Annotated in this window: 26 protein-coding genes and 3 tRNA genes; 14 read left to right on the top strand and 15 right to left on the bottom strand. The window is 63.0% G+C overall.

Features of this window, described 5'->3' with window-relative positions:
* Positions 1–59: 59 nt before the first annotated feature.
* The 5 genes from minD (at position 60) to M3I54_RS44790 (ending at position 3,472) form a co-directional block, all read left to right on the top strand.
* Positions 60–875, top strand: coding sequence for a septum site-determining protein MinD (minD, locus tag M3I54_RS05710; RefSeq protein ID WP_254333770.1), 816 nt, complete (start codon positions 60–62; stop codon positions 873–875).
* Between the two features lie 14 nt (positions 876–889).
* On the top strand, positions 890–1,144 hold the full coding sequence (minE, locus tag M3I54_RS05705) for a cell division topological specificity factor MinE (protein WP_028205180.1): 255 nt from the start codon (positions 890–892) through the stop codon (positions 1,142–1,144).
* Between the two features lie 227 nt (positions 1,145–1,371).
* Positions 1,372–1,689 (top strand): YXWGXW repeat-containing protein, encoded by a 318-nt coding sequence (locus M3I54_RS05700; protein WP_254333768.1) that lies wholly within the window; start codon positions 1,372–1,374, stop codon positions 1,687–1,689.
* 379 nt (positions 1,690–2,068) lie between these two features.
* Positions 2,069–3,076, top strand: coding sequence for a lipopolysaccharide heptosyltransferase I (gene waaC, locus M3I54_RS05695; RefSeq protein ID WP_254333766.1), 1,008 nt, complete (start codon positions 2,069–2,071; stop codon positions 3,074–3,076).
* 270 nt (positions 3,077–3,346) lie between these two features.
* Positions 3,347–3,472, top strand: coding sequence for a hypothetical protein (locus M3I54_RS44790; RefSeq protein WP_256094537.1), 126 nt, complete (start codon positions 3,347–3,349; stop codon positions 3,470–3,472).
* Between the two features lie 57 nt (positions 3,473–3,529).
* Here the strand turns inward: M3I54_RS44790 and M3I54_RS05690 are convergent, their stop codons facing one another.
* The 8 genes from M3I54_RS05690 to rph all read right to left on the bottom strand — a co-directional run bounded on the left by M3I54_RS05690 (position 3,530) and on the right by rph (position 9,512).
* A complete protein-coding gene (locus M3I54_RS05690) occupies positions 3,530–3,709 on the bottom strand; it encodes a hypothetical protein (protein WP_069262693.1) in 180 nt (59 codons plus the stop codon).
* A gap of 183 nt (positions 3,710–3,892) precedes the next feature.
* Positions 3,893–5,209, bottom strand: a complete 1,317-nt coding sequence (locus M3I54_RS05685; protein WP_069262692.1) for an MFS transporter — start codon at positions 5,207–5,209, stop codon at positions 3,893–3,895.
* Positions 5,210–5,600: 391 nt separating this feature from the next.
* Positions 5,601–6,122, bottom strand: coding sequence for a TonB family protein (locus M3I54_RS05680; RefSeq protein ID WP_254333764.1), 522 nt, complete (start codon positions 6,120–6,122; stop codon positions 5,601–5,603).
* 119 nt (positions 6,123–6,241) lie between these two features.
* Complete coding sequence (locus M3I54_RS05675; protein WP_254333762.1) at positions 6,242–6,454, bottom strand: hypothetical protein; 213 nt, start codon at positions 6,452–6,454, stop codon at positions 6,242–6,244.
* Between the two features lie 308 nt (positions 6,455–6,762).
* Positions 6,763–6,852, bottom strand: a tRNA-Ser gene (locus M3I54_RS05670).
* 65 nt (positions 6,853–6,917) lie between these two features.
* Positions 6,918–8,087 (bottom strand): radical SAM family heme chaperone HemW, encoded by a 1,170-nt coding sequence (gene hemW / locus M3I54_RS05665; RefSeq protein ID WP_254333917.1) that lies wholly within the window; start codon positions 8,085–8,087, stop codon positions 6,918–6,920.
* 44 nt (positions 8,088–8,131) lie between these two features.
* Positions 8,132–8,779, bottom strand: a complete 648-nt coding sequence (gene rdgB / locus M3I54_RS05660; protein WP_254333761.1) for an RdgB/HAM1 family non-canonical purine NTP pyrophosphatase — start codon at positions 8,777–8,779, stop codon at positions 8,132–8,134.
* Positions 8,772–9,512, bottom strand: coding sequence for a ribonuclease PH (gene rph / locus M3I54_RS05655; RefSeq protein ID WP_254333760.1), 741 nt, complete (start codon positions 9,510–9,512; stop codon positions 8,772–8,774). The genes rdgB and rph overlap by 8 nt, the downstream gene beginning before the upstream one ends.
* A 292-nt stretch (positions 9,513–9,804) precedes the next feature.
* Here rph and M3I54_RS05650 point away from each other — a divergent pair, with 292 nt between their 5' ends.
* The 5 genes from M3I54_RS05650 to M3I54_RS05630 all read left to right on the top strand — a co-directional run bounded on the left by M3I54_RS05650 (position 9,805) and on the right by M3I54_RS05630 (position 14,858).
* On the top strand, positions 9,805–10,743 hold the full coding sequence (locus M3I54_RS05650; RefSeq protein WP_254333759.1) for a YicC family protein: 939 nt from the start codon (positions 9,805–9,807) through the stop codon (positions 10,741–10,743).
* A gap of 14 nt (positions 10,744–10,757) precedes the next feature.
* The gene (gmk, locus tag M3I54_RS05645) at positions 10,758–11,471 is read left to right on the top strand and encodes a guanylate kinase (RefSeq protein ID WP_254333758.1); all 714 of its coding nucleotides are present in this window, start codon (positions 10,758–10,760) and stop codon (positions 11,469–11,471) included.
* Positions 11,472–11,511: 40 nt separating this feature from the next.
* Complete coding sequence (gene rpoZ, locus M3I54_RS05640) at positions 11,512–11,715, top strand: DNA-directed RNA polymerase subunit omega (protein ID WP_027817423.1); 204 nt, start codon at positions 11,512–11,514, stop codon at positions 11,713–11,715.
* Positions 11,716–11,829: 114 nt separating this feature from the next.
* Positions 11,830–14,196 carry a bifunctional (p)ppGpp synthetase/guanosine-3',5'-bis(diphosphate) 3'-pyrophosphohydrolase gene (locus M3I54_RS05635; RefSeq protein WP_254333757.1) on the top strand — a complete coding sequence of 789 codons (2,367 nt, stop codon included), beginning with the start codon at positions 11,830–11,832 and terminating at the stop codon, positions 14,194–14,196.
* Between the two features lie 182 nt (positions 14,197–14,378).
* On the top strand, positions 14,379–14,858 hold the full coding sequence (locus M3I54_RS05630) for a phage protein NinX family protein (protein ID WP_254333755.1): 480 nt from the start codon (positions 14,379–14,381) through the stop codon (positions 14,856–14,858).
* An 89-nt stretch (positions 14,859–14,947) separates the two neighbouring features.
* On the opposite strand, the gene M3I54_RS05625 is transcribed toward M3I54_RS05630, so the two are convergent.
* Together M3I54_RS05625 and M3I54_RS05620 are read right to left on the bottom strand one after the other, a co-directional pair.
* Positions 14,948–15,024, bottom strand: a tRNA-Arg gene (locus M3I54_RS05625).
* Positions 15,025–15,105: 81 nt separating this feature from the next.
* Positions 15,106–15,182: transfer RNA gene (locus M3I54_RS05620), tRNA-Arg, on the bottom strand.
* Positions 15,183–15,310: 128 nt separating this feature from the next.
* Between M3I54_RS05620 and greB the strand changes: the two genes are divergently transcribed.
* A complete protein-coding gene (gene greB, locus M3I54_RS05615; protein WP_254333753.1) occupies positions 15,311–15,874 on the top strand; it encodes a transcription elongation factor GreB in 564 nt (187 codons plus the stop codon).
* 89 nt (positions 15,875–15,963) lie between these two features.
* Here the strand turns inward: greB and M3I54_RS05610 are convergent, their stop codons facing one another.
* Positions 15,964–17,130 (bottom strand): porin, encoded by a 1,167-nt coding sequence (locus M3I54_RS05610; RefSeq protein WP_254333751.1) that lies wholly within the window; start codon positions 17,128–17,130, stop codon positions 15,964–15,966.
* A 551-nt stretch (positions 17,131–17,681) separates the two neighbouring features.
* Entirely contained in the window at positions 17,682–17,882 is a 201-nt protein-coding gene (locus tag M3I54_RS05605; protein WP_254333749.1) for a hypothetical protein, read from the bottom strand.
* A 413-nt stretch (positions 17,883–18,295) separates the two neighbouring features.
* Here M3I54_RS05605 and M3I54_RS05600 point away from each other — a divergent pair, with 413 nt between their 5' ends.
* Positions 18,296–18,499: a cold-shock protein gene (locus M3I54_RS05600; protein WP_233863970.1), complete on the top strand. Its 204-nt coding sequence runs from the start codon at positions 18,296–18,298 to the stop codon at positions 18,497–18,499.
* 279 nt (positions 18,500–18,778) lie between these two features.
* Positions 18,779–19,945: an exonuclease domain-containing protein gene (locus tag M3I54_RS05595; protein ID WP_254333748.1), complete on the top strand. Its 1,167-nt coding sequence runs from the start codon at positions 18,779–18,781 to the stop codon at positions 19,943–19,945.
* 6 nt (positions 19,946–19,951) lie between these two features.
* Here M3I54_RS05595 and M3I54_RS05590 read toward each other — a convergent pair whose 3' ends face one another.
* The 3 genes from M3I54_RS05590 to M3I54_RS05580 form a co-directional block, all read right to left on the bottom strand.
* Positions 19,952–20,542 carry a chorismate mutase gene (locus tag M3I54_RS05590; RefSeq protein ID WP_254333747.1) on the bottom strand — a complete coding sequence of 197 codons (591 nt, stop codon included), beginning with the start codon at positions 20,540–20,542 and terminating at the stop codon, positions 19,952–19,954.
* A 253-nt stretch (positions 20,543–20,795) separates the two neighbouring features.
* Positions 20,796–20,945: a hypothetical protein gene (locus M3I54_RS05585; RefSeq protein WP_027795377.1), complete on the bottom strand. Its 150-nt coding sequence runs from the start codon at positions 20,943–20,945 to the stop codon at positions 20,796–20,798.
* A gap of 548 nt (positions 20,946–21,493) precedes the next feature.
* Entirely contained in the window at positions 21,494–22,612 is a 1,119-nt protein-coding gene (locus M3I54_RS05580) for an aldo/keto reductase (RefSeq protein WP_254333746.1), read from the bottom strand.
* 41 nt (positions 22,613–22,653) lie between these two features.
* Here M3I54_RS05580 and M3I54_RS05575 point away from each other — a divergent pair, with 41 nt between their 5' ends.
* Positions 22,654–23,010, top strand: a complete 357-nt coding sequence (locus M3I54_RS05575; protein ID WP_254333745.1) for a LysR substrate-binding domain-containing protein — start codon at positions 22,654–22,656, stop codon at positions 23,008–23,010.
* Positions 23,011–23,129: the final 119 nt, after the last annotated feature.

Below are 23,129 nucleotides of genomic sequence, written 5' to 3'. Positions count from 1 at the left end.
GGGCATGACCGGCACGCGATGAGACCAAACTGAGAAACTGACGAACGCAAGGTAAGGGAATGGCAAAAATCATTGTGGTGACTTCGGGCAAAGGTGGTGTCGGTAAAACGACCACGAGCGCGAGTTTCGCATCGGGCCTCGCGTTGCGCGGCCACAAGACCGCGGTCATCGACTTCGACGTGGGCCTGCGCAATCTCGACCTCATCATGGGTTGCGAGCGCCGCGTCGTGTACGACCTGATCAACGTGATCCAGGGTGAGGCGAATCTCAATCAGGCGCTCATCAAGGACAAGAAGTGTGAAAACCTCTTCATTCTCCCGGCCTCGCAAACGCGCGATAAAGACGCGCTCACGAAAGAAGGCGTGGAGAAGGTAATCGAGGACCTGCGCAAGATGGACTTCGAGTACATCGTGTGCGATTCGCCCGCGGGCATCGAGTCGGGCGCGCTGCTCGCGATGCACTTCGCCGACGAAGCGCTCATCGTGACGAACCCGGAAGTGTCTTCCGTGCGCGACTCGGACCGTATCCTCGGCATGCTGTCGTCGAAGACCAAGCGAGCGATCGAAAGCAAGGACCCGATCAAGGAGCACCTGCTCATCACCCGCTACAACCCGAAGCGCGTGAGCGAAGGCGAGATGCTCTCGCTGAACGACATTCAGGAGATCCTGCGCATCGAACTGATCGGCGTGATTCCCGAATCGGAAGCGGTGCTGCACGCATCGAACCAGGGCCTGCCGGCTGTGCATCTGGACGGCACCGACGTCGCCGAGTCGTACAAGGACGTCGTGTCGCGCTTTCTTGGCGAGGACAAGTCGCTTCGCTTCACCGATTACCAGAAGCCGGGCCTCTTGCAGCGCCTCTTCGGTAGCAAGTAAGGGAGGCGAACGTCATGTCGTTTCTTACGTTTTTTCTCGGCGAGAAGAAGAAGTCCGCTTCGGTAGCGAAGGAACGCCTGCAGCTCATCATTGCTCACGAGCGCGCAGGCGGCCATCCGCCCGCCGACTATTTGCCGGCCCTGCAACGTGAACTGGTCGCGGTGATTTCGAAGTACGTGAAGATCTCCGATGAAGACATTCGCGTGAGCCTCGAACGTCAGGACGATCTCGAAGTGCTCGAGGTCAAGATCGAGATTCCGCAGGCTTGAGTTTTAACGCGCGCAGCCGCTGCGCTGCGCTGCGCGCGTCGTTCGTCGTATTCGCCCCGCTTTTCCCTACGCGCCGTTCTGCTCGCGCGCTGCGGCCGCCCGCCATACCGAAATATTCCGTTTCACTTCACCCTGCGCCGTTACACCGCCGCTGTCAGCGCAACGCCGTGCTCGCGCATTGATCGGGTAACGCCAATCAAGGCGTCAAAAAATCAAGGGTGATCAACATGAACAACTCCATTCGCCTCTTCATCGCCAAGGCCGCGATCGTCGCTGCCGGCACGTGCGCTGTGGTGGCTCCCGCATTGGCCGAAATCGTCGTGGTCGAGCCGAGCGCGCCGCCGCCAGTCGAACGCGTGGAAGTCGTGCCGGCGCCGCGCGTGGGCTACGAGTGGGACAAGGGCCACTGGCGTTGGGACCACGGCCAGTACGTGTGGGTGAGGGGCCACTGGCAGGCTGAGCGTGTCGGCTATCACTGGGTGCCGGGCCACTGGATCGCGCACGGCCCGAACTGGCACTGGGTCGAAGGCCACTGGGCCGCCTGATCTTTTAAGCCAGAGGGAGCGCTATCATGAGTAAAAAACTGCTCGCGGCGGCCGTGCTCGCGATTATGCTGGCGGGCTGCATCGTCGTGCCGGCGCGGCCCATGTACGTGAGATCCGCACCGGTCGTCATCTACTAGTCGTTGACCGATTTTATCGATCCCTCGACGGATCGCCCCGACCGGGCCCGGCGCGCATTGGCGTGTCGGGCCCGGCGCGTTTTACGGCGTGCATTGTCGATGCCACACGAGGAATCAGTAAGAAAGGGACAGATTTTGCTCGTCCTGGATCGCCTATTCGCAGGTTGACGCAAGGTTCGTCCGCTAGAATCTCCGGAAATCCCTTGAAGACTGGAATATCGGGCCCTACGGTCCGCAGCACAATGAAACGAGTTTTGATTGTCAAAGTGACTTCGCTCGGCGACATCGTCGAGGCGCTTCCGGTTGTGGCCGACGTGCAGCGCGCCTTCCCGGGTGTCAAGGTCGATTGGGCCGCGGACGAGGCCTTCGCCGACATCGTGCGCTGGAACGCCGGCGTCGACCGCGTACTCTGCGCGCCACTGCGCCGCTTCAAGAAGGCACGCCGCTGGAGCGACTTCAAGGCGATCTGGGCGTCGATTTCGGAACTGCGCGCCTACCGCTACGACGCCATCGTCGACATTCACGGCGTGTACAAGAGCGCGATCATTGCGTTTCTCGCGCGCGGGCGGCGCCGCTTCGGCTATCTCTCGCAGGACCTCGGCGAGCGCGGTGCGGCCTTCGCGTACAACGGCCGCTTCGGGCCGCGTCCGAAGTGCGATGCGTGGCACGGCATGCGCATCAGCGCCGGCGAGGCGCTCGGCTACACCGTCGACACGCCGCCCGAGTTCCAGATGCGCGTTCCGCGCGACGGCACCGCGCTGCCCGCGCCTGACGCGCCCACGGCGCTGCTCTTTCACGCGACTTCGAAAGACGAGAAGAAGTGGCCGGTCGAGCATTGGGGCGAGCTGGGCAACGCGTTGATCGCGCGTGGCCTGCGCATCGAACTGCCGTGGGGTTCCGATAACGAGCACGCCACGGCGCGCGAGATCGCGGCGCTTATCCCGGGCGCGACGGTGCTGCCGCGCCTCACGGTTTCTCAGGTCGCGCAGCGCATCGAGGATTGCGCGCTCGTGGTCGGCACCGACACGGGCTTCGTGCATCTCTCGCACGCGCTCATCAAGCCGACCGTGATGGTCTTCGTTTCGACCGACGCCGAGCACAGCGGCGTGCGTGCGCCCAATCGCTCGATCTCGATCGGCGACGGCCATCACGTGCCGCCCGTGCAGGTGGCGATCGATGCCGTCGATCGCATCTACCCGGCGCGCGACGGCGGCGCATCTACGCCGTCATCGCGCGTTCACGCCGCTTGAGTCTTCGCGGTTCGGCGCGCGCGTTGCGGCGTGTCCTCGGGTGTTTTCCCCGCCGTTTCCCATTACGAGCTTGTTAAAAGTGTCGCGCTTGTATTGCATGGGCGCGTCTAACAGCGCATGCAAAAGGCTTTGAGCGCCCATGCTGTTACATGGGCCACACCGCTGCTTACAAATTGCAACGCCTCGCGCCTTCGCCGTCGTGTTCAATCGTAACTGTTCAGCCCGACATCGCATGGCCGGACACAGACACTGACTTGAAGGGAGAACACTGTGAAACGATTGACGCTTACCCTCATCGCCGGCGCATTGCTCGCGGCTTCGCTGGGCGGCTGCGTCGTGGTGCCGGCCGGCGGCTACTACGGCGGCGGCTACCATCACGGCTATTACTATCGCTGATCGCCGCCGAACGGTCCCGCACAAGCGGCACCAGCGGCACCAGCGGCATGGCGGCCTTCAGGCAAGCAGCATTTCAATCGCGATAACCGCGGCAATTGCCGCGGCGTTCGCCGCCAGCGCCTCGAGCAGGACCGCTCGCCAGCTCGCGGTGCGCAGGCGAAACGCCAGCAGGAGCGAGATGCCCAGGGCGAGGGCGATGATCAGAACAATGTCGGCGTTGCTCAGATGCAGGTTCATCGTCGGCTCCCCCGGAAGATCGCTCCCCGCTTGTTGATTCGAGTATAGACACGCGTTGCGCGTACCCATAGCGATCAAAAAATCGCGATCCAAAAGGGTATAAAAAAAGGGGTATAAAAAAAGCGGAGGCCGCCTGGCGACCTCCGCTTTTTCGTTGCGCTTTTTCGTTGATGCGGCGATGCGTTACGAGAGCGACGTATGGCGCGTCTCGCGCATGCACAGGACACCGAACAGGCTCACGCAGGCGGCGATCGATACATACGCGCCGACCCACGAGAGACCGCCGCGCGCGGCCAGCACCTGCGCGATATACGGCGCGACCGAAGCGCCCAGAATGCCGCCCAGGTTGTACGCGACGCCCGCGCCCGTGTAGCGCACGCTGGTCGGGAACAGCTCGGGCAGCAGCGCGCCCATCGGCGCGAACGTGGCGCCCATCAGGAACAACTGGATCACGAGGAAGAGCAACACGAGCGGCGTCGCACCGCTGCCGAGCAGCGGCTCCATCGTGAAGCCCGAGAGAATCGCCAGAATGCAGCCGACGATCAGCACGGGCTTGCGGCCGAAGCGGTCGGAAAGCCAGGCCGAGATCGGGGTGGCGATGCCCATGAACACCACCGCGATGCACAGCATGCCGAGGAAGGTCGGACGCGGAATGTGCAGCGCCGTCACGCCGTGCGAGAGCGAGAACACCGTGGCGTTATAGAAGAGCGTGTAGCACACCACCATGGCGAGCGCGCCGAGCAGCGTCGGCCACCAGTACTGCGAGAGCAGTGTCGCGACCGGTACCTTGACGCGTTCCTCGCGCTCGACAGCGGCCTTGAAGGCGGGCGTTTCGGCGATCTTCATACGCACGTACAGACCGAGCGCGACGAGCACTGCCGAGACGATAAACGGCACGCGCCAGCCCCAGTCGCGGAACTGCTGGTCGGAGAGCGTCGAGGCGAGGCCGAAGAAAAGGCCATTCGAGGCGAGGAAGCCCACCGACGGCCCGAGCTGGGGGAACATGCCGAACCAGCCGCGCTTGCCTTGCGGCGCATATTCCGTCGCGAGGAGGGCAGCGCCGCCCCATTCGCCGCCCAGGCCGATGCCCTGGCCGAAGCGCAGGATGCACAGCAGGATCGGCGCGAGGCTGCCAATCGCGTCATAGCCGGGCAGGAAGCCGATCAGCGTGGTGGAGAGGCCCATGACGAGCAGCGACGCCACCAGCGTCGATTTACGGCCAATGCGGTCGCCGAAGTGGCCGAAGATGAACGAGCCGATCGGCCGCGCGACGAACGCAATGCCGAAGGTGACGAACGCCGAGAGCGCCTGCGCCGTGGCCGAACCGTGCGGGAAGAACACGGGGCCGATCACGAGCGCGGCGGCCGTTGCGTACACATAGAAGTCGTAGAACTCGATCGCGGTGCCGATAAAGCTCGCAAAGATCACGCGCGCGGTGCTTTGCTGCTTCGCTGCGTTTGCCTGATCGGCGCGCGCGGGCGAAATGGGGGAGGTGGACATTCAAGGGTCTCCAGTCGTTGTGACGCGCTTGCGCCTGAGTCTTGCGAGGCTTGCGCGGGCGTCTTTGTTCAGGCTCGAAGCGTGGCGGCGCGCATGGTTTGCGCTCGACGCTCCAGCAGCGTCCGTCAGGCGGCGACGCTTCGCCAGTATGCATCGCACAGCGCTGGCCGTACGCGTTGATTCCTGACCGGCCAGGGCGCGCGCCGATTGGCGCAAAAGGGCGGGAGCGCGGTCGAAGCCTCGCGCGGCGGCGCGGATGGCGCGTGGCGAGAGGCATGGCCGGCGGGCGCCGGCTGGGGATAGCGAAAAATTATAACGACCGTGCGCGTCGTGCGGCAAGGCGGGCGTAAGCAGGCGGGCGCGCGTCAGGCATCAGCGCGAAGGTGGTTGGTCACTGGTAGTTCTGCGCCTGCGGCGAAGCGAGCGTGCGCAACTGGAACTTGCCGTTGTCGTTGAAGAGCCAGTCCTCGAACATGTCGAGCTGGCCCGCGGAATTGAGCAGGCCGCCGGGCGGCGGCGGCAGCGGCGCGGCACGGCGCAGTGTTGCGAGGGCGGTGGCTTCGGCTTCGTCGTCGCCGTTGGTCCGGTAAACCGATGACTTCACGATCTGGCCACTGCGATTGATCGTGAACGACACGACTACGAGCGAGCGCAGCATGGCCTGTGGCGCGCCGTGCAGAACGTAGGACGGATTGTGCTCGACGATGTGCTTCGCGACCGTGGTGCGGTAGTCGTCGAGTGTGGCGCTGTTGATCGCCGCGGGGGGGATGACGAGGAGCGGCTTGGGCGGCGGCGTGATCGTGCAGGCGCCGAGGCACCCGAGAATCGCGAGCAGCAAAACCAGACCGAGGCGCCGTGCGAGGGAGGCGCGAGGTGCGGATGAACCGCAAGACCACTGGACGCGGATGAGCATGTCGAACAAGCTCGGAAGCGGAACCTGAATCGAGCTTAGACGATACGCAGCGGGAAGCAATTAGAACTGTCCCGCGTAGTTCACGGGACGTGCGAAACGACGAGGATGCTCGATGCGACTTATTCGACCGGGAACTGCGCGCAGGGATCGGCCACGGTCGTCGCGCAGGCGTACGAATACTCGCCGCTCTTCAGGAACAGTTCCTTGCCGACCTGGAGGTTGTCGCGCAGATCGGGCGAGCTCTTCCACGCGATGTAGCTGGAGCACATCACGGCGAACAGGACGACAAGCGAAAACGCGAATTTTTCGAGCAGTTGGTATTGGTGCGGCATGGCGATCTTTCCCATCAATGGGTCGGATTTTACCTCATGATTAGGGTTTTCACCTAGTGAATTGAGGACGATTTGGTGGGGCGATTTTTGGGTTTGACCCTTTAATTGCGATCGGCGTGTCGCTGCGGTCTGCGTGCGCCCGATCTGTCATCGCAAAATAACTCGCAGTCCTGATTATTAACGGCGCGATGTTGGCCACGCGTTCTCTCGCGGCACAGGGACCGTATCTCGTTGATCAGTGGTGTTTCGGCCTGGCGGCCGGCACTTTGACGACACGCTGGCGCTGAGACGCGCCAGGTTTCACGAATTGGCGGAGGCGGTGAGATTCGAACTCACGGAAGGGTTACCCCTTCGCCGGTTTTCAAGACCGGTGCATTCAACCACTCTGCCACACCTCCGGAGCCGCGCATTGTAACCCGAAACGCACACGCGACGGCAGTCGCCCAGTCGATCTGCTTCGACCTCAGTGCGGATCTTTCAGGAACAGCGCCTGCAAGTCGTTCAGGAAGCGCTGCCCCAACTCGGTCGGCGCGATCTTTTCGTAATCGCGCGTGATGAGCCCGCGCCGCTCGGCTTCCTGCAGCGCTGGTTCGATCGTCGTGATCGGCAGTCCCGTGCGCTCGATGAAACGATGCACCGGGAACCCTTCCACGAGCCGTAGCGCATTGAGCATGAACTCGAACGGCAAATCGCGCGCGCTGACTTCGTGCTCTTCCTGGACTGGCGTGCGCGCCCGCGCCTGATCGATAAAGGTCGCCGGATGCTTGTAGCGCGCCTGGCGCACGATGCGGTTCGGAAACGAGAGCTTCGTATGCGCGCCCGCGCCGATCCCGAGGTAGTCGCCGAAGCGCCAGTAGTTGAGGTTGTGCCGGCTCTGGCGATCCGGCTGTGCGTAAGCCGAAACCTCATAGCGTCCGTATCCGGCGCCCGACGTGCGCTCGTGAATCCAGTCCTGCATGTCGGCGGACTGGTCGTCGTCGGGCAAGGCAGGCGGGAACTTGGCGAACAGCGTGTTCGGTTCTAGCGTCAGGTGATACAGCGACAGATGCGGCGGCCTGAACGAGAGCGCCATCTCGATGTCGGCCTGGCATTCGGCGAGCGTTTGCTGCGGCAGCGCGAACATCAGGTCGAGGTTGAAGTTGTCGAAAGTATGCGCCGCGACCTCGACCGCATGGCGCGCCTGCGCCGCGTCGTGAATGCGTCCGAGCGCCTTCAGATGCGCCTCGTTGAAGCTCTGGATGCCCACCGAGAGCCGGTTCACGCCGCTCGCGCGAAACTGCGCGAACTTCGCGGCTTCGAAGGTGCCTGGGTTCGCTTCGAGCGTGATCTCGGCGTCGGCGTCGAGCGGCAGCAGGGCGCGCACGTCCGAAAGCAGTCGATCGAGACCCGCTGCGGAAAGGAGGCTAGGCGTCCCCCCGCCGATGAACACCGTATGCACCTGGCGGCCCCAGACGAGCGGTAACGCCTGTTCGAGATCGGCGCGCAGCGCGTCGAGGTAATCGTCTTCGGGGAAGCGCTCGCCCTTCCACTCATGCGAGTTGAAATCGCAATACGGGCACTTGCGCACGCACCACGGGAAATGCACGTAGAGCGCGAGCGGTGGCAGCGAAGTGAGGCGAATGCTGCCGGGCATCGTGAACGACTGGACCACGTCGATGCCAATTCGATGCTGCTGGCTCACACTTCCTCCTGGAGTCGCGCGAGCAGTTGGCGCAGGGCGATTGCGCGATGGCTCGACGCGTTCTTGAGCGCCGGATCGAGCTCGGCGGCCGTGGCCTCGAGTTCCGGAACGTAGAAGTAAGGGTCGTAGCCGAAGCCGTTATCGCCGCGCGGCGCGTCGAGCACCACGCCGTGCCAGCGGCCTTCGGCGATGAGCGGCTCGGGGTCGTCGGCATGGCGCACGAGCGCGAGCACGCAGTAGTAGTAGCCGCGCCGATCCGCGTGTTCTTTCAGGTTCGCGACGAGCAGCGCGTTGTTCGCCGCGTCGCTCTTCTCGCCGCCCGCGAGCTGCGCGTAACGCGCCGAATACACGCCCGGCGCGCCGCGCAGCGCGCGCACGCACAGGCCTGAGTCGTCGGCAAGCGCGGGCAGGCCCGTGAGCTTCGCCGCGTGGCGCGCCTTGGCGAGGGCGTTTTCCACGAAGGTGGGATGCGGCTCCTCGGCTTCGGGCACGTTGAGCGCGCCTTGCGGCACGAGCTCGATGCCGGCCGCGCCGAGGAGCGCCGCGAACTCGCGCAGCTTGCCTGCGTTGTTCGAGGCGAGCACGACGCGCGACAGCGCGCGAGCCGCGGTTTTAGCCGCCGAATCTGGCTGTAAATCAGCCATGCGAGATCTCCAGCGCCGCCTTCTGCTTCTCGATCAGCGAGCGGATGCCGCTTTGCGCCAGATCGAGCAGCGCATTCAGTTCTTCACGCGAGAACGGCGCACCTTCTGCCGTGCCCTGGACTTCGACCATGCCGCCCGAGCCCGTCATGACGACGTTCATGTCGGTGTCGCACTGCGAGTCTTCGTCGTAGTCGAGATCGAGCACCGGCACGCCTTCGTACACGCCGACCGAAATCGCCGCCACGTAGTCGGAGATCGGCGAGCGTTCGATGCGGCCCGTGGCCAGCAGCTTCGAGACGGCGTCGTGGGCCGCCACGAACGCGCCCGTGATGCTGGCCGTGCGCGTGCCGCCATCGGCTTGCAGCACGTCGCAATCGAGGTTGATGGTGCGCGCGCCGAGCGCCTCGAGGTCGAACACCGCGCGCATCGCGCGGCCGATCAGGCGCTGGATTTCCTGCGTGCGGCCCGTTTGCTTGCCGCGCGCGGCTTCGCGGTCGCTACGCGTGTGCGTGGCGCGCGGCAGCATGCCGTATTCGGCGGTGAGCCAGCCCTGGCCCTTGTCGCGCAGGAACGGCGGCACGCTTTCGGACACGCTCGCGGTGCACAGCACCTTCGTGTCGCCGAATTCGACGAGGACCGATCCTTCGGCGTACTTCGTGTAGTTGCGGGTGATGCGGACTTCGCGAAGCTGGTCGGCGGCGCGGCCGGAGGGGCGCTGGTTGGATTGGGTCATCGTGAAGGTGCGCGAGCGCACGAGAGGGAAGGGGAAACCGTGATTTTACCGCCTCCGCGCGTCTCGCGATGGGCGCGGCCGGAAGGTGGCGGGAAGGCGGAAAGTGGGCCGCCCCGGCCGGGCGAACCCTGCAGCCCGCGGTTGCGAAGGCGCGCCCTCAAAAATGGGATAATGGTGTTTCTCCGCCCCGCGCTTTTCGTCCATTCGCGACAACACGCCGGGCGCCTCGATTTCCTCGCCGTGACCCGCGCGCCTTGCGCACGACGCCACGGCTTTCTTCGCGAGACGAACCATGATTTACAGCATGACCGGCTATGCCAGCGCCACGCGCGAGCTTGCTGAGGCTTCGGGCACGGGCGGCGCCAGTGTCTCCGTCGAATTGCGCACGGTGAATTCGCGCTTTCTCGACCTGAACTTCCGCATGCCCGAAGACGTGCGCGTGTGCGAGCCCACGCTGCGCGAAATGCTGATGACGAAGCTCTCGCGCGGCAAGGTCGACATCCGCATCAACATCCAGCGCAGCGAGCAGGGCGCCAACGCGGGCGCGCTCAACCGCGACGCGCTCGATCAGCTCGCCGGGCTCGAGCGCGCCGTGCTCGACGCGTTTCCCGAGTCGGGCCGTCTGCGCACGGGCGAGATTTTGCGCTGGCCCGGCGTGCTGGCGGAGAGCGGCGTGGCGGCCGAGGTGCTGCGCGACGCCGTGCTCGGCTGTGGCAAGCAGGCCATCGCCGATCTGATCGAAGTGCGTGCTCGCGAAGGCGCGCAGCTCGCCAACATGCTGCTTGCGAATGTGACCGAAATGGAGGCGATCGTCGCGCGCATCACGCCGCTCGTGCCGGAGCTGATCGCGAAGCACCAGCAGAAGATCGTCGAGCGTCTGCAGGAAGCGCTCGGCATTGCCGCGCCGGACAGCAACGGCAACGGCGGCAGCATCGGCAACATCTCGCGCGAAGAGATCGCGGAGCGCATTCGCCAGGAAGTGACGATCTATGGCATTCGCATTGACATTGCCGAAGAGCTCACACGTCTCACGGCGCACCTGAACGAAACGCGCCACGTGATCGAGAAGGGCGGCCGCGTCGGCAAGCGTCTCGACTTCATGATGCAGGAGCTCAACCGCGAAGCGAACACGCTCGGCTCGAAGGCGGCGGCGAAGGAACTCGCGGACGCCTCGATGACGCTCAAGCTGCTCATCGAGCAGATGCGTGAGCAGGTTCAGAATCTCGAATGAAGGAAGCAACCAACATGACCGACCACAGTAGCGTCCCTAAAGCGGACGCGAAGCACGACAAGAAGCGCAATCCGTACGCGGGCATGTACCCCGGCAACCTCTTCATGGTGGTGGCGCCTTCGGGTGCGGGCAAGTCGACGCTCGTCAACGCGCTGCTCGCAGAAGACAGCGCGATCCGCCTGTCGGTTTCGTACACGACGCGCGCGCCGCGTTCGAAGGAGCGCGATGGCGAGCACTATCACTTCACGACCGTCGACGACTTCCTCACGCGGCACGCCGCGGGCGAGTTTCTCGAGAGCGCGGAAGTACATGGCAACTACTACGCCACGTCGCGCGTGTGGATCGAAGACCAGATGAAAATCGGCCATGACGTCCTGCTCGAAATCGACTGGCAAGGCGCGCAGCAAGTGAAGAAGCAGTTCCGCAATGCTGCGGAAATCTTCATCCTGCCGCCATCGCTCGAAGCGCTCGCCGACCGCCTGAAAAAGCGCGGCGAAGACGAGCCGAACGTCATCACGCGACGCCTGCTTGCAGCGGGCAGCGAGATCGCGCATGCGAGCGAATCGGAGTATGTCGTGATCAACGAGAACTTCGATCGCGCGTTGCAGGATCTGCGTAACATCGTGAGCGCCACGCGCTTGCGCTTCGCTTCGCAATACGCGCGGCATACCGAGCTCTTCGTGCAGCTCGGTATCCACCACCCGCAGCCCGGCGCATCGGGCACATAAGGTAGAATAAGAATCTGCTGAGAATGAGAAGGAACCCGACATGGCCCGCATCACCGTCGAAGACTGTCTGAAACAGATTCCGAACCGCTTCGAACTGGCGCTCGCCGCGACGTATCGCGCCCGCCAGCTCGCACAAGGTCACACGCCCAAGATCGAAAGCCGCGACAAGCCAACCGTTGTCGCGCTGCGCGAGATCGCGTCTGGCCAGGTCGGCCTCGAAATGCTGAAGAAGGTGCCCGTTTGACGTTGTCAGTCTAAGGGCGCGTTCGCACGCATTCTGTTAGCCACGTAGTTCGTACCGCGCGCAGTTGCGTCAACCGGCTTAACCGTCAACGCCAAACCTGAAACGGAGGGGAACATGAGCATCACGCCCTCGCCGGCCACCGAGGTGGACCAGGAAGCCGAGACTGCGAGCCCTGCGCGCAATTACATCGACGCGGTCCTCGAACAGTCGTTTCGCCATCTGTTCGGGCCGACCGCGACGCCGGAGCAGCCCCGTAAGCACGGGGTCGTCTCCATCGCTAATCTGACCGCCGCGCTCTCCGGTTACCTCACACCCGAGGAAATCAAGGAGGTCAAGGCGGCGTTCCACTTCAGCGATGAAGCCCACCTCGGGCAATATCGCCAGAGCGGCGAACCCTATATCACCCATCCCGTCGCCGTCGCGGAAATCTGCGCCGGCTGGAAGCTCGACGCGCAGTCCATCATGGCCGCGCTCCTGCACGACGTGATGGAAGACCAGGGCGTGACCAAGGCGGAGCTCGCCGAGCGCTTCGGCGCGAAGGTCGCGGAACTGGTCGATGGCCTGTCGAAACTCGACAAGATGGAGTTTCGCAACCGCGAGGAAGCGCAGGCGGAGAACTTCCGCAAGATGCTCCTCGCGATGGCCCGCGACGTGCGCGTGATTCTGGTGAAGCTCGCCGACCGGCTGCACAACATGCGCACGCTCGGCGCGGTGCCGCCCGAAAAGCGCCGCCGCGTGGCGCGCGAGACCATCGACATCTACGCGCCCATCGCGCACCGTCTTGGCCTGAACAACACCTATCGCGAGCTGCAGGACCTGAGCTTCGCGAACTTCAATCCGAATCGCTACGCCACGCTCGAAAAGGCGGTGAAGGCCGCGCGCGGTAATCGCCGCGAGGTGGTGAGCAAGATTCTCGAAGCGGTGCAGCGCGGCATTGCCGACGCGAAGCTCGACGCCGAAGTCACCGGCCGCGAGAAAACCATCTTCAGCATCTACAAGAAGATGCGCGACAAGCAGTTGTCGTTCTCGCAGGTGCTCGACGTGTACGGTTTTCGCGTCGTGGTCGAGTCGGCGCTCGAATGCTATACCTGCATCGGCGCGCTCCATGCGCTCTACAAGCCGGTTCCGGGCAAGTTCAAGGACTACATCGCCATTCCCAAGGTGAACGGCTATCAGTCCCTGCACACCACGCTCGTGGGGCCGTTCGGCGCGCCTATCGAGTTCCAGGTGCGCACGCGCAAGATGCACGAGATCGCCGAAGCCGGCGTGGCCGCGCACTGGCTCTACAAGAACGGCGGCGCGGATCTCAACGACGTGCAAAAGCGCGCGCACCAGTGGCTCAAGTCGCTGCTCGACATCCAGAGCGAAGTAGGCGACTCGAGCGAATTCCTCGAACACGTCAAGATCGACCTGTTCCCGGACGCCGTCTACGTGTTCACGCCGAAGTCCAGGATCATGGCGCTGCCGCGCAGCGCCACGGCGCTCGACTTCGCTTATTCGATCCACAGCGACCTCGGCAACCAGTGCGTGGCCGTGAAGATCAACAACGAACTGCTGCCGCTGCGTACGGAATTGAAGAGCGGCGACATCGTCGAGGTGATCACCGCACCGTACTCCAAGCCGAATCCGGCTTGGCTCGGTTTCGTGCGTACCGGCAAGGCGCGCTCGGCGATCCGGCACTACCTGAAGACGATGCGTCTCACGGAGTCGGTCCAGCTGGGCGAGCGGCTCGTCGATCAGGCGCTCAAGGGCTATGGCTACCAGCTTTCGGAGGTCACCCCGGAAGTGTGGGAGAAGCTGGTCCTGTGGACCGGCAACAAGAATCGCCAGGAAATTTTCGCGGACATCGGTCTTGGCCGGCGCGTGGCGGCGGTCATGGCCAAACGCATCGAAGTGCTGTTGAGCGGCCAGGACGCCGACGACGCCGAACATCACCATCCGCCGCGCGACCCGAATGCGCCGCCGGCGCCGCCTGTCGTCATCACGGGCACCGAGGGCATGTCGGTGCAGCTTTCGGCTTGCTGCCGCCCGATTCCCGGCGACAGCATCATGGGCTACATCGGCATTGGTCTTGGCATGGCGATCCATACGACCGACTGCCGCGTCGCGCAGCGCATTCACCGGCGCGACCCGGGCCGCTGGATCGACGTGGCGTGGGCGCCGCAGCCGGGGCGTCTGTTCGACGTTGCGGTGAAGGTGCTCGTGAAGAACACCAAGGGCGTGTTCGCGCGCGTGGCGGCCGATATTACGTCGGCGGACGCCAACATCGTGCACATCGCGATGGACGACGATCTGGCACAGGAATCGAACATGCTGCGCTTCGTGATCCAGGTGAGCGATCGTGTGCACCTCGCGAACGTCATGCGCCGCGTGCGTACGAATCCGGACGTGATGCGCATCGCGCGCGAGCGCTCGAGCGACGACGGGCACCATCGCCACGACGGCGGCATGCGCATCGAGCGCGAGCGCGCAGATTATTGATCGGGGCGCGTAGCTGCGAGCGGCGAGCTCGCGCGAGGCGCCGGTTCGTGTCACGGACCGCTCCCACAGCGCGCCTCGCGCGGTAATCTATCGATATCTCATCGGCCGCACCTTTGCGGCAGCCTGACCGGGCTTGCCGCTCACGTCGCCACCTTCCTTCGACCCGAAACGAGGGACTAGCAATGAATGTAGCTGAACTGACTGGCCTCGCGCTCGATTACTGGGTGGCGCGCAGTCTGCCGGACTTCGTGCGCGAAATCTATTTCACCGACAGTGGCGAGACGGTTGCCGTGCGCGGCAACGACCGCGGGCGTCCGTGGGATGGCCGCTTCATGCCCACCGATTCGTGGGAGGCGGCCGGCGTGGTGCTCGACCGCGCCAGGCGCGTCGAACTGCGCGAAGGCGAGCCGTCTTCCTGTGTGGCCGAGTTCGAGGGTGAATCGGGTGCTGTTCAAGCCTACGGAGAAACCACGCGCGAGGCGCTGCTACGGGCGTTCGTCGCGAGCCGTTTTGGTGAGACGGTAGGGGAGATGCTGCGGCAGCCCCAGGCGTTGCTGGGCATGGGCATGGAGCCTGTGGCGGAGCCCAGCGCAGTCGGCGACGTGGAGGACCTGCCGCGTCCCGATGCCCAGATCGGCGACATCGGCACGCCGCCGCGCTAGGGTCTCGCTTGTCGCGAGCCGCCAGGCGCACCCAATTCTGCAGCTGAAAAGACAAAGGGCCTTTCCGTTCGGAAAGGCCCTTCAATTGGTGGCGCGGCTGGCAGGATTCGAACCCACGACCCCTTGGTTCGTAGCCAAGTACTCTATCCAACTGAGCTACAGCCGCACGCTAAAGCGATACTATTTACAACGCTATACTGCTTGAAACCCTTCCCAGATCAAATAGACGGGAAACGCTTCGAATGAATGGTGCGGCTGGCAGGATTCGAACCCACGACCCCTTGGTTCGTAGCCAAGTACTCTATCCAACTGAGCTACAGCCGCACGCAGAAGTGAGATTATAGCAGGGGTTCGAAAAAAGGGAAGGCCCTTATTGTGATTTGTCTTGGGGCGAGGTTCGTGTACGCTGGCATTAGTGAGTGAATCAGTACACGTAACGCAGTGATCCCATCATGAACAAGGCCTTTGTCAAAGAATCGACCGACAACGACGACGACGATCTCGAAGCCGGTCATCCAGAAATTCCCGCTGGCACGAAGAACTACATCACGCCCGCCGGCTACGAGCGCATGCGCAGCGAATTGCTGCACCTGATAGACGAGGAGCGGCCCGAAGTGGTCAAGCTCGTCTCGTGGGCGGCCTCGAACGGTGACCGTTCCGAAAACGGCGACTACATCTACGGCAAGCGCCGGCTGCGCGAAATCGACCGTCGCATCCGCTTTCTCACGAAGCGGCTGGATCTGGCCGAAGTCGTGGACAGCAGCCGGCAGGAGAGCGTGGACCAGGTATTCTTCGGTGCGACCGTCGAGTACGGCACCGAGGACGGCGAGGCGCATACGATCACGATCGTCGGCATCGACGAGGTCGATCTCGACCGCGGCCACGTGAGCTGGGTTTCACCCGTCGCGCGGGCGCTCCTGAAGGCGAAGATCGGCGACCAGGTGACGCTCTATACGCCTACGGGTCCGCAACCCATCGACGTGCTCGATGTGCGCTATCCGCCGCCGCGCGCCTGAGCGCATCCGTTGCCTCAGAAATGAAAAAAGGCACCCGAGGGTGCCTTTTTCAGCTGCAGTGCTGGCCGAGGCGGCCAGCAGCGTGCTGCTTAGAAGCGGTGACGCATACCAACCGTCACAGCAACCTGGTCTTGCGTTGCCGAAGCCGACGTCAGGCCGTTGAGGTACGGTCCGATGTTTGCGGAGTTCGACGAGATGTGCTGCCAGTTGCCCTGGAGGTAGACATCGGTGCGCTTCGACAGAGCGTAGTCCGACTGCAGGGAAACCGTGTTGTAGTTCGGGTTCACGCCGCCGCCGAAGTTCGCGCGGGTGTACGTGTACGCGCCAGCCAGGCTCAGGGCCGGGGTCAGAGCGTAACGGATGTTGCCTTCAAAGTTCTGGAAGCGCACGCTGGTGCCGTGAAGGTTGATGCCGCTCGACGTACCCGACTGCGTGGGCGAGATGCCAATCGCGTTGCCCAGTTGCGTCTGCGTGTAGACGAGGCCTGCCGTCGCCGGGCCGAACGTGTAGTTCACGCCGCCGCCGAACGTGGCTTGGCGAGCAGCACCGAAGGTGTAGTCGCCTGCTTGTGCGCCCGAGAACGAAGACTGGCTGAACTGCTGGTTGTTGATGTCGTTGTTCGTGTGCAGGTAAGCAGCTGCAACGTTCAGGCCGGCGTAGTTATACGTCGCGCCGAAGCTGTAGGCACGGTTGTTCGCGAATTCGGTGCTGTTCGAGAACGAGTACGTGCCGCCGAACTTGAAGCCAGCGTAGTTGACGCTGGAGTACTTGACCGTGTTGTTGAAACGAACCGAGTTGTTCAGGTTGTCGTTATCGTACGGGTGAGCGGCGATCGTGCCACCGTATTGCGTACCGGTATTCGACAGCGGTGCGAGGTAGTCGACCACGGAGTCGTACTGGCGACCGAGGGTGACTGCACCGTACTGGTCGCTTGCGAGACCGACGAACGCCTGACGGCCGAACATACGGCTCTTTTGACCGAGGTTGCCGTTGTCGATGTTGAAGCCGTTTTCCAACGTGAAGATTGCCTTCAGACCGCCACCGAGGTCTTCAGCACCGCGCAGGCCCCAGCGGCTGCCGTTGACTGTGCCGCTCGTAGCTTGAAACGCGCTGTGACCGCTCGTAGCGTTCACGCGCTGGTTGTTCGAATACGTGATGCCTGCGTCGATCAGGCCGTACAGCGTAACGCTGCTTTGCGCGTGTGCAGCCGTTGCAAAAACGCCCGTCAGGGCGGCGACCATGAGAGTCTTTTTCATCTTTGTAAACTCCGAGAACAGAGGTGGGTTTCGTTGAACCCTGTTTGGGAAACCGTCCATGCGAAGCGCAGCGAGAGGCAAAGTTCGCGTGGTACGAATTAATCCGTCCAAGACGATCCGTGCGAGTCGGTTTCCAGACAGGCAGAGTGTAGAGAGGGTGCTCGAAGAGGGGGTATTCCGAATTCCGCAATAAAGTATTGCGCTATCTGAAATGATTATCTCGCTCGTCTTAAGCCCTGCTGGTAAAGGCTTTGAGCGGATTTCGGAGGGAGGGGGTGAAACTGTCAACCGCGCGAGCGTTGTGCGATCGCTACAACAATTGATTGCGGAAAACCGTTTAAAACGGTCTCAGCTGATTATTGCGCCCAGCGTAACAGATGATTGTGCGCCGCATGCTTAATCGTCAGACCTGCGTCCAGCTATACTTCAATGGCTGCTTTCCGAAGCAGACTTTTTCGTTGACGAAAAAGATCTCCAAACCTTTGTCGGCGCGGCCTTTTCAGCCGCGCTTTTTTTTTGCCCGTCTTCAGGCCACGCGCGCTACGCGTACCTTATTGGGTGCCCGCTTGCGGCGGTTCAGGCTGCAGGCTCCAGTCTTCCATTACGTAGTGCCTTGCGTCCATAGGGGAACACAGCAGGTTGTGCCAGTGGTCCCCGTGCCATGCGCCATAGGTTGCGGCTTCTTCAGCCGTTGGCGCAATCCCGTCCGTTTGTACGAGCCAATGAATCCATCGCCGCAGAGTCGTCAGCATGATGACCTCCGATGCCGCTAACAATATGGATCATGAATTGAATGTATTACTCGAACAACCGGGAGAAACACTTACGTTTGACACGAATTGTTACATTCCGGGAAATCTTCCCGGTAAAAATGACGTGAGTGAGATAATCGAGTAAAAATGACGTAACTTTATATACTGATTCGAATCGCATACGATTTTCTTGCAGCTGTTTGATGCATACCGCTTTTATCGTTGAATCGGGAAAGCTGTTATAAAAAATTCTCTTGACTGGCGATTGTCGTTCCCCGTATAACGGCAAAGCTGATTTTCGTTCTGCTGCAATTTCAAAACGTGGAATTCACTGAAGCGGGACGGCGGGAATTGGCTGGATACGGCGTGAGGGTTATTACCCGCGTCATTAAAATCTCGAGGGAAACGGAAACATGGAAACCGGTATCGTCAAATGGTTCAATGATGCGAAGGGCTTTGGCTTCATCACGTCTGACGCGGGCGGCGACGATCTGTTCGCGCACTTCTCGGAAATCCGTTCCGACGGCTTCAAGTCGTTGAAGGAGAACCAGCGTGTGTCGTTCGACGTCAAGGTCGGTCCGAAGGGCAAGCAGGCCGCGAACATCCAGCCGCTGTAAGTACAGCGTGCGAGCGCTCGCTTCGCGAGCGCTCATGCAGCACCAGGCCCCGGGCAAACCCCGGGGCTTTTTATTTTTGACATATTGATTTTTAGTCAATATTAATGGCCATGTCTTTTACTCACGGATTTAATCGGGGAAACCCTGGGAATCCGCGATTTTCTCGATTCGGGTTTTCACTAAAAGCCAAAAGTCACACTGACACTGCCGGAACCGTCGGCGCGTGGCGTCCAAACAGTGCATACTTGGGCCGTTTTCCATTTCCCCCATCGTTTCACCATGTTTGATTCCTCCTTGAGCGCCGCACAGGCCGCCGGCGACCTTCCCATCGTCTTCGTGGACCTCGAGACAACGGGCGGTTCGGCAGGCGAGCACCGCATTACCGAAGTTGGCGTTGTGGAGGTGGCGCAAGGGCAGGTCACACGATGGAGCACCCTCGTCGATCCCGGCCAGCCTATCCCGCCCTTTATCCAGCAACTCACCGGTATTACGGACAAGATGGTGCGCGGCGCGCCGCGCTTCGCCGACATTGCCGTGGAACTCCATGCGCGACTCGCCGGCAAGCTCTTCGTCGCGCACAACGCGGCCTTCGACCGCGGCTTTCTGCGCGCGGAGTTCGAGCGTGCCGGTTATTCCTTCAACCCCGATGTGCTGTGCACCGTTCGCCTGTCACGGGCGCTTTTTCCGGGTGAGAAGCGCCACGGCCTCGATGCGCTGGTCGAGCGCCACGCGCTCGTGCCGTCGGATCGGCATCGCGCGCTCGCCGACGCCGATCTCCTCTGGCAGTTCTGGCAGCGCCTGCCAGCGCTGGTGCCCGGGGAAGCGCTGGCGTCGCAGATCGAGCGCACGACGCGCCGTCACGTACTGGCCGGGGACATTACCGACGATCTCATCGATACGGCGCCGGCAGGTCACGGCGTTTATGCGTTCTATGGCGAAAACGACGTCCCGCTCTACGTGGGACGCAGCGTGCGGGTGCGCCAGCGCGTGCGCGCGCATCTTTCGGGTGAGCGGCGCTCTTCGCGCGAACAACGGATGGCGCAACAGGTCCGCCGCGTGGAGTGGCGTGCGACAGGCGGCGAGCTTGGCGCGCTCCTTGTCGAGGCACAATGGATCGCTACGCTCAAACCTTCGTTCAACCGCGTGCCGCGTGTGTCGAAGCGCGACCCCGCCGACCTTGGGGCGGCACCCTGGCCATTCGGCGGCGCGGTGGTCGTGCTCGAGCAGGACTCGACGAATGGCGCCGACATTTATCACCTGATCGATCGCTGGTGCTATATGGGCGCTTTTTTCAGCACGGCCGAGGCTGAGGCGCTGGTGGACCGCGGCGCCGAGCGGGTGTTCGAGCTTTCGACCTGGCGCATTCTGCAGACGCACTTCGAACGCGGCCTGCGCGTGCAGGTGCTGCAGCCTTCCGAAGTTGACGGCCTCACGAGCGCGGCATAACGGCGCTTAGGCGACTCCGCCTACGCCGCCCGATTCGCAGACGTGTTCCAGCGCCTGATTCATCGCATTTGTGCGCGCGGAGTCGTATCGCGTGAGTTCCTTCCAGTTCGCAACGGTTCTTGCGACGCGCGCCGGGCAATCCGGTGCGCCGCGCAGGGGTTGCACGCGCGCGAGCGCGCCGATCAATTGCCCGGTGAGTTTGTCGAGTTGGGGCCGCGTCGCCGTGGCGAGATCCGGTGCTGGGTCGCTGGGTGCCTGGGAGGCGCGCCACGTGTCGAACAGCGACTTCTGCATTTGCGTGCTGGCATCGATCTGATCGCGGAAGAACGCACGCGCAAACGCGGGATCGACGCCGGCTGCCGTGGCGCGCTTCTGCACGTCGGCGAGCAGGGCGTCTTCACGGGGCGTATCGGTGATCGGCTTGTGATGCTGCCATTTCCAGTGCGCGACCGGCTCGGCGAGCGCGAGCCGCTGCGAAACGAGCGCGACGAGGTTGGTCAGGGCAGTGTCGTCACCGTCGGCGTGGACGGATGCGATAGGCAGGGCGAAGAGCAGCGCAGCAGCGCAACGCGCGCTCGCGCGGGTCAGCAATGTCATCGAGTGGAAGGAAGACGCCGGCAATAAAAACCGAAGCATAGCCGGTTATGGTGCGCTTGCGTCTAACGGCGCTGTCGAATCGAGATGGTCGCATGAAGGCGCGCCCGCGATCGAGCGCGACGAGCGCTAACCACTACGACGCAAAACTGCGCGCGTAGCATGACACGCGCGTCCCCGAACTACGCGTGTTGATGTGCACACGAACGTCCGCAGCGCGCGTGAGCGCGCGAGCGCGTACGTGTGCGCTTCCCCGTCACTTCTGTTCGTGTGCCTTGCGTTGCTCGTCAAGAAACGCCCGCACGTGAGCGGGCAATTCGTCGCCGAGAAACTCAACGGCCACAGGTTCCGGATCCGGGCTGAAGACTTGGTCCGGGGTCGGAATCCTTGGCGGTTTGGCGTCCATGATCTTTCTCCTATGTAAGCCGATTATCCGGCTCGGCACTTCTGCTGCGCTAGTCCCGCTTACCGTAACAGTGCTTTTCTCGCACGCGTGTTGCTTTCTTCGCACAGCCATACAAATGATTAACGGCGCGGGAATATAATTGTTGAGATGTCTTTCGCACTGCCGCATGCTGCGTGAATCGCGCGTTCCACGCTTCTCCCAATTTCCCGCGCGGCTGCTGCTGCAGCCGCACAACGCGTCAATCGCTCTTCCCCCGGCTCTGAGAACCGCGTTCGCGCTGGCGTCTTGCCGCGTTCGTGTTGCGCGGCGCCGCAAGCGCAGGCCGTTCCCTCCGGCTCGACGTGCATCCACCATTCGTCTACAACGGTCGATTATGCTTAGCCGTTGACGTCGAAACGTTAATAAGAATTAAAACTATGTAAGCGTCCGTTTCTATCCGGTTGGGCGATTAATACTTTGTTGCGCGTCATTTGGCCGCGATTTAATGACGAACGTGCGTAAATAGCCGCGCATTCGGGCGCGGCGTATTGATGCACTCCGATAATTCGTTACGTTTGGGCCTCCGGCGGCGCCGGCACGCGCTGCACCTGAGCGTGGTTCGCGGGCGTCGCGCGCACGTCCACCTGGCCATGAATGCGTGACTGGTGGCCGTCCGCGAACATGTAGTACGGAAACGGGTGGGCGGGCTCGGAGGCCGCGTCGAGACGCGCGACCAGTTCGGGGGCGAGCGTGAAGTCGAGCGCGCCAAGCGACTCTTCGAGTTGCGCGGCCTTGGTCGCGCCCACGATGATGCTCGCCACGCCGCGCTTCTGATACAGCCAGTTCAACGCTACCTGGGCCATGGGCCGGTTGGCCTCGTGCGCGACCCGCTCGAGCTCGGCGACGATCGCGAAGTTGCGCGCCGAGAGCTTGTCGAAGCCGGGCGGCGGCTTTGCGCCCACCGTCTGCAAGCGGCCCGCACCGCTCACGCTTTCGCTTGCCTGCGACGGCCGATACTTCCCCGACAGCACGCCCATGCCGAGCGGACTCCACGGCACGAGCCCCATGCCGAGTTGCGTCGCGAGATCGGCGAATTCGTGCTCCGCGTTGCGTTCGACTAGAGAGTATTCGAGCTGCATGGCCGCTACCGGCTCGAAGCCGCGCCAGTCGGCCAGCGTCTGCGCGCGGCCCGCGTACCAGGCGGGCACGTCGGAGAGACCCACGTAGCGGATCTTGCCCGCGCGCACCGCGTCGTCCATGGCGCGCATCACTTCGTCGGCGGGCGTCATGCGGTCCCACGTGTGCAGGTAATAGAGATCGATGTAGTCGGTGCCGAGGCGCTTGAGCGAGCCGTCGAGCGCACGCAGCAGGTTCTTGCGATGGTTCCCGCCCGCGTTCGGATTGCCCGCTTCCGCATTGTAGGAATACTTGGTGGCGATGACGAGCCGCTCACGCAGACCGCGCGCCGCCGCGAAGCGCCCCACCCAGGTTTCGCTCGTGCCTTCTGTATAGAGGTCGGCGGTGTCGATGAAATTGCCGCCTGCGTCGACATAGAGGTCGAAGAGTCGCTGTGCGGCGGCTTCGTCGGCGCCCCAGCCCCATTCGGTCCCGAACGTCATCGTGCCGAGGGCGATGGGGCTGACACGCAGGCCTGAGCGGCCGAGCAGGGTGTAGCTGTCGAGTTTCATGGCGGTTTCCTCAAAGAGTGAGTGGCGAACGCGAACTCATCTTGCGCTTTTCCGTTTTGTGGAAAAATCGGGTCCTGCCGCGCGTAGCGAGCGAGTTGCTCGTCATGCCGCACCTCGCGGAATTCATGACGCGCTATCCGCAGATCAAGCTCGAGCTTGCGCTCGACGACGGTTTTGCCGATCTGGTGGGCGACGGCTTCGACGCAGGCATCCGCCTGGGCGAATCGGTTGCGCCTGGCATGGCGGCGGTGCCGATCGGCGGGCCGATTCGCATCGTCGTGGTGGGCTCGCCGGAATACTTCGAGCGTCACGCGCGGCCCGTCACTCCGGACGACCTGGCCGCGCGCAGCTGCCGCCCAAGCTGCGTGCGTTCATCGATTTCTGCGCGAGAAGCGTGAGGGTGCCTAGGCTCACGTAGCGCGAGCCGGGGCGATGGGATGATGTGATCCGCAAATCGTAGAGGTTGGCGAGGCGCTGGATGGGCGTCGCACACGCAGTGCCGTGCGCCGAAGGCGCA

It is taken from the genome of Paraburkholderia sp. CNPSo 3274 (assembly GCF_024206475.1).
In the GTDB taxonomy this organism is placed as follows: Bacteria; Pseudomonadota; Gammaproteobacteria; order Burkholderiales; family Burkholderiaceae; genus Paraburkholderia.
Note: the sequence above shows the minus strand (reverse complement) of the source record. Positions and strands in the feature narration are given on the sequence as shown.

Excerpts from the sequence above, each read along its gene's own strand:
- minD (WP_254333770.1), top strand. The coding sequence starts at position 60 with ATGGCAAAAATCATTGTGGTGACTTCGGGCAAAGGTGGTGTCGGTAAA.
- M3I54_RS05675 (WP_254333762.1), bottom strand. The coding sequence starts at position 6,454 with ATGCCGCACCAATACCAACTGCTCGAAAAATTCGCGTTTTCGCTTGTC.
- greB (WP_254333753.1), top strand. The coding sequence starts at position 15,311 with ATGAACAAGGCCTTTGTCAAAGAATCGACCGACAACGACGACGACGAT.
- M3I54_RS05700 (WP_254333768.1), top strand. The coding sequence starts at position 1,372 with ATGAACAACTCCATTCGCCTCTTCATCGCCAAGGCCGCGATCGTCGCT.
- M3I54_RS05650 (WP_254333759.1), top strand. The coding sequence starts at position 9,805 with ATGATTTACAGCATGACCGGCTATGCCAGCGCCACGCGCGAGCTTGCT.
- M3I54_RS05610 (WP_254333751.1), bottom strand. The coding sequence starts at position 17,130 with ATGAAAAAGACTCTCATGGTCGCCGCCCTGACGGGCGTTTTTGCAACG.
- minE (WP_028205180.1), top strand. The coding sequence starts at position 890 with ATGTCGTTTCTTACGTTTTTTCTCGGCGAGAAGAAGAAGTCCGCTTCG.
- M3I54_RS05585 (WP_027795377.1), bottom strand. The coding sequence starts at position 20,945 with ATGGACGCCAAACCGCCAAGGATTCCGACCCCGGACCAAGTCTTCAGC.
- waaC (WP_254333766.1), top strand. The coding sequence starts at position 2,069 with ATGAAACGAGTTTTGATTGTCAAAGTGACTTCGCTCGGCGACATCGTC.
- M3I54_RS05630 (WP_254333755.1), top strand. The coding sequence starts at position 14,379 with ATGAATGTAGCTGAACTGACTGGCCTCGCGCTCGATTACTGGGTGGCG.
- M3I54_RS05635 (WP_254333757.1), top strand. The coding sequence starts at position 11,830 with ATGAGCATCACGCCCTCGCCGGCCACCGAGGTGGACCAGGAAGCCGAG.
- M3I54_RS05685 (WP_069262692.1), bottom strand. The coding sequence starts at position 5,209 with ATGTCCACCTCCCCCATTTCGCCCGCGCGCGCCGATCAGGCAAACGCA.
- M3I54_RS05605 (WP_254333749.1), bottom strand. The coding sequence starts at position 17,882 with ATGCTGACGACTCTGCGGCGATGGATTCATTGGCTCGTACAAACGGAC.
- rdgB (WP_254333761.1), bottom strand. The coding sequence starts at position 8,779 with ATGGCTGATTTACAGCCAGATTCGGCGGCTAAAACCGCGGCTCGCGCG.
- M3I54_RS05690 (WP_069262693.1), bottom strand. The coding sequence starts at position 3,709 with ATGAACCTGCATCTGAGCAACGCCGACATTGTTCTGATCATCGCCCTC.
- rph (WP_254333760.1), bottom strand. The coding sequence starts at position 9,512 with ATGACCCAATCCAACCAGCGCCCCTCCGGCCGCGCCGCCGACCAGCTT.
- M3I54_RS05590 (WP_254333747.1), bottom strand. The coding sequence starts at position 20,542 with ATGACATTGCTGACCCGCGCGAGCGCGCGTTGCGCTGCTGCGCTGCTC.
- hemW (WP_254333917.1), bottom strand. The coding sequence starts at position 8,087 with ATGCCCGGCAGCATTCGCCTCACTTCGCTGCCACCGCTCGCGCTCTAC.
- gmk (WP_254333758.1), top strand. The coding sequence starts at position 10,758 with ATGACCGACCACAGTAGCGTCCCTAAAGCGGACGCGAAGCACGACAAG.
- M3I54_RS05680 (WP_254333764.1), bottom strand. The coding sequence starts at position 6,122 with ATGCTCATCCGCGTCCAGTGGTCTTGCGGTTCATCCGCACCTCGCGCC.
- M3I54_RS05580 (WP_254333746.1), bottom strand. The coding sequence starts at position 22,612 with ATGAAACTCGACAGCTACACCCTGCTCGGCCGCTCAGGCCTGCGTGTC.
- rpoZ (WP_027817423.1), top strand. The coding sequence starts at position 11,512 with ATGGCCCGCATCACCGTCGAAGACTGTCTGAAACAGATTCCGAACCGC.
- M3I54_RS05600 (WP_233863970.1), top strand. The coding sequence starts at position 18,296 with ATGGAAACCGGTATCGTCAAATGGTTCAATGATGCGAAGGGCTTTGGC.
- M3I54_RS05595 (WP_254333748.1), top strand. The coding sequence starts at position 18,779 with ATGTTTGATTCCTCCTTGAGCGCCGCACAGGCCGCCGGCGACCTTCCC.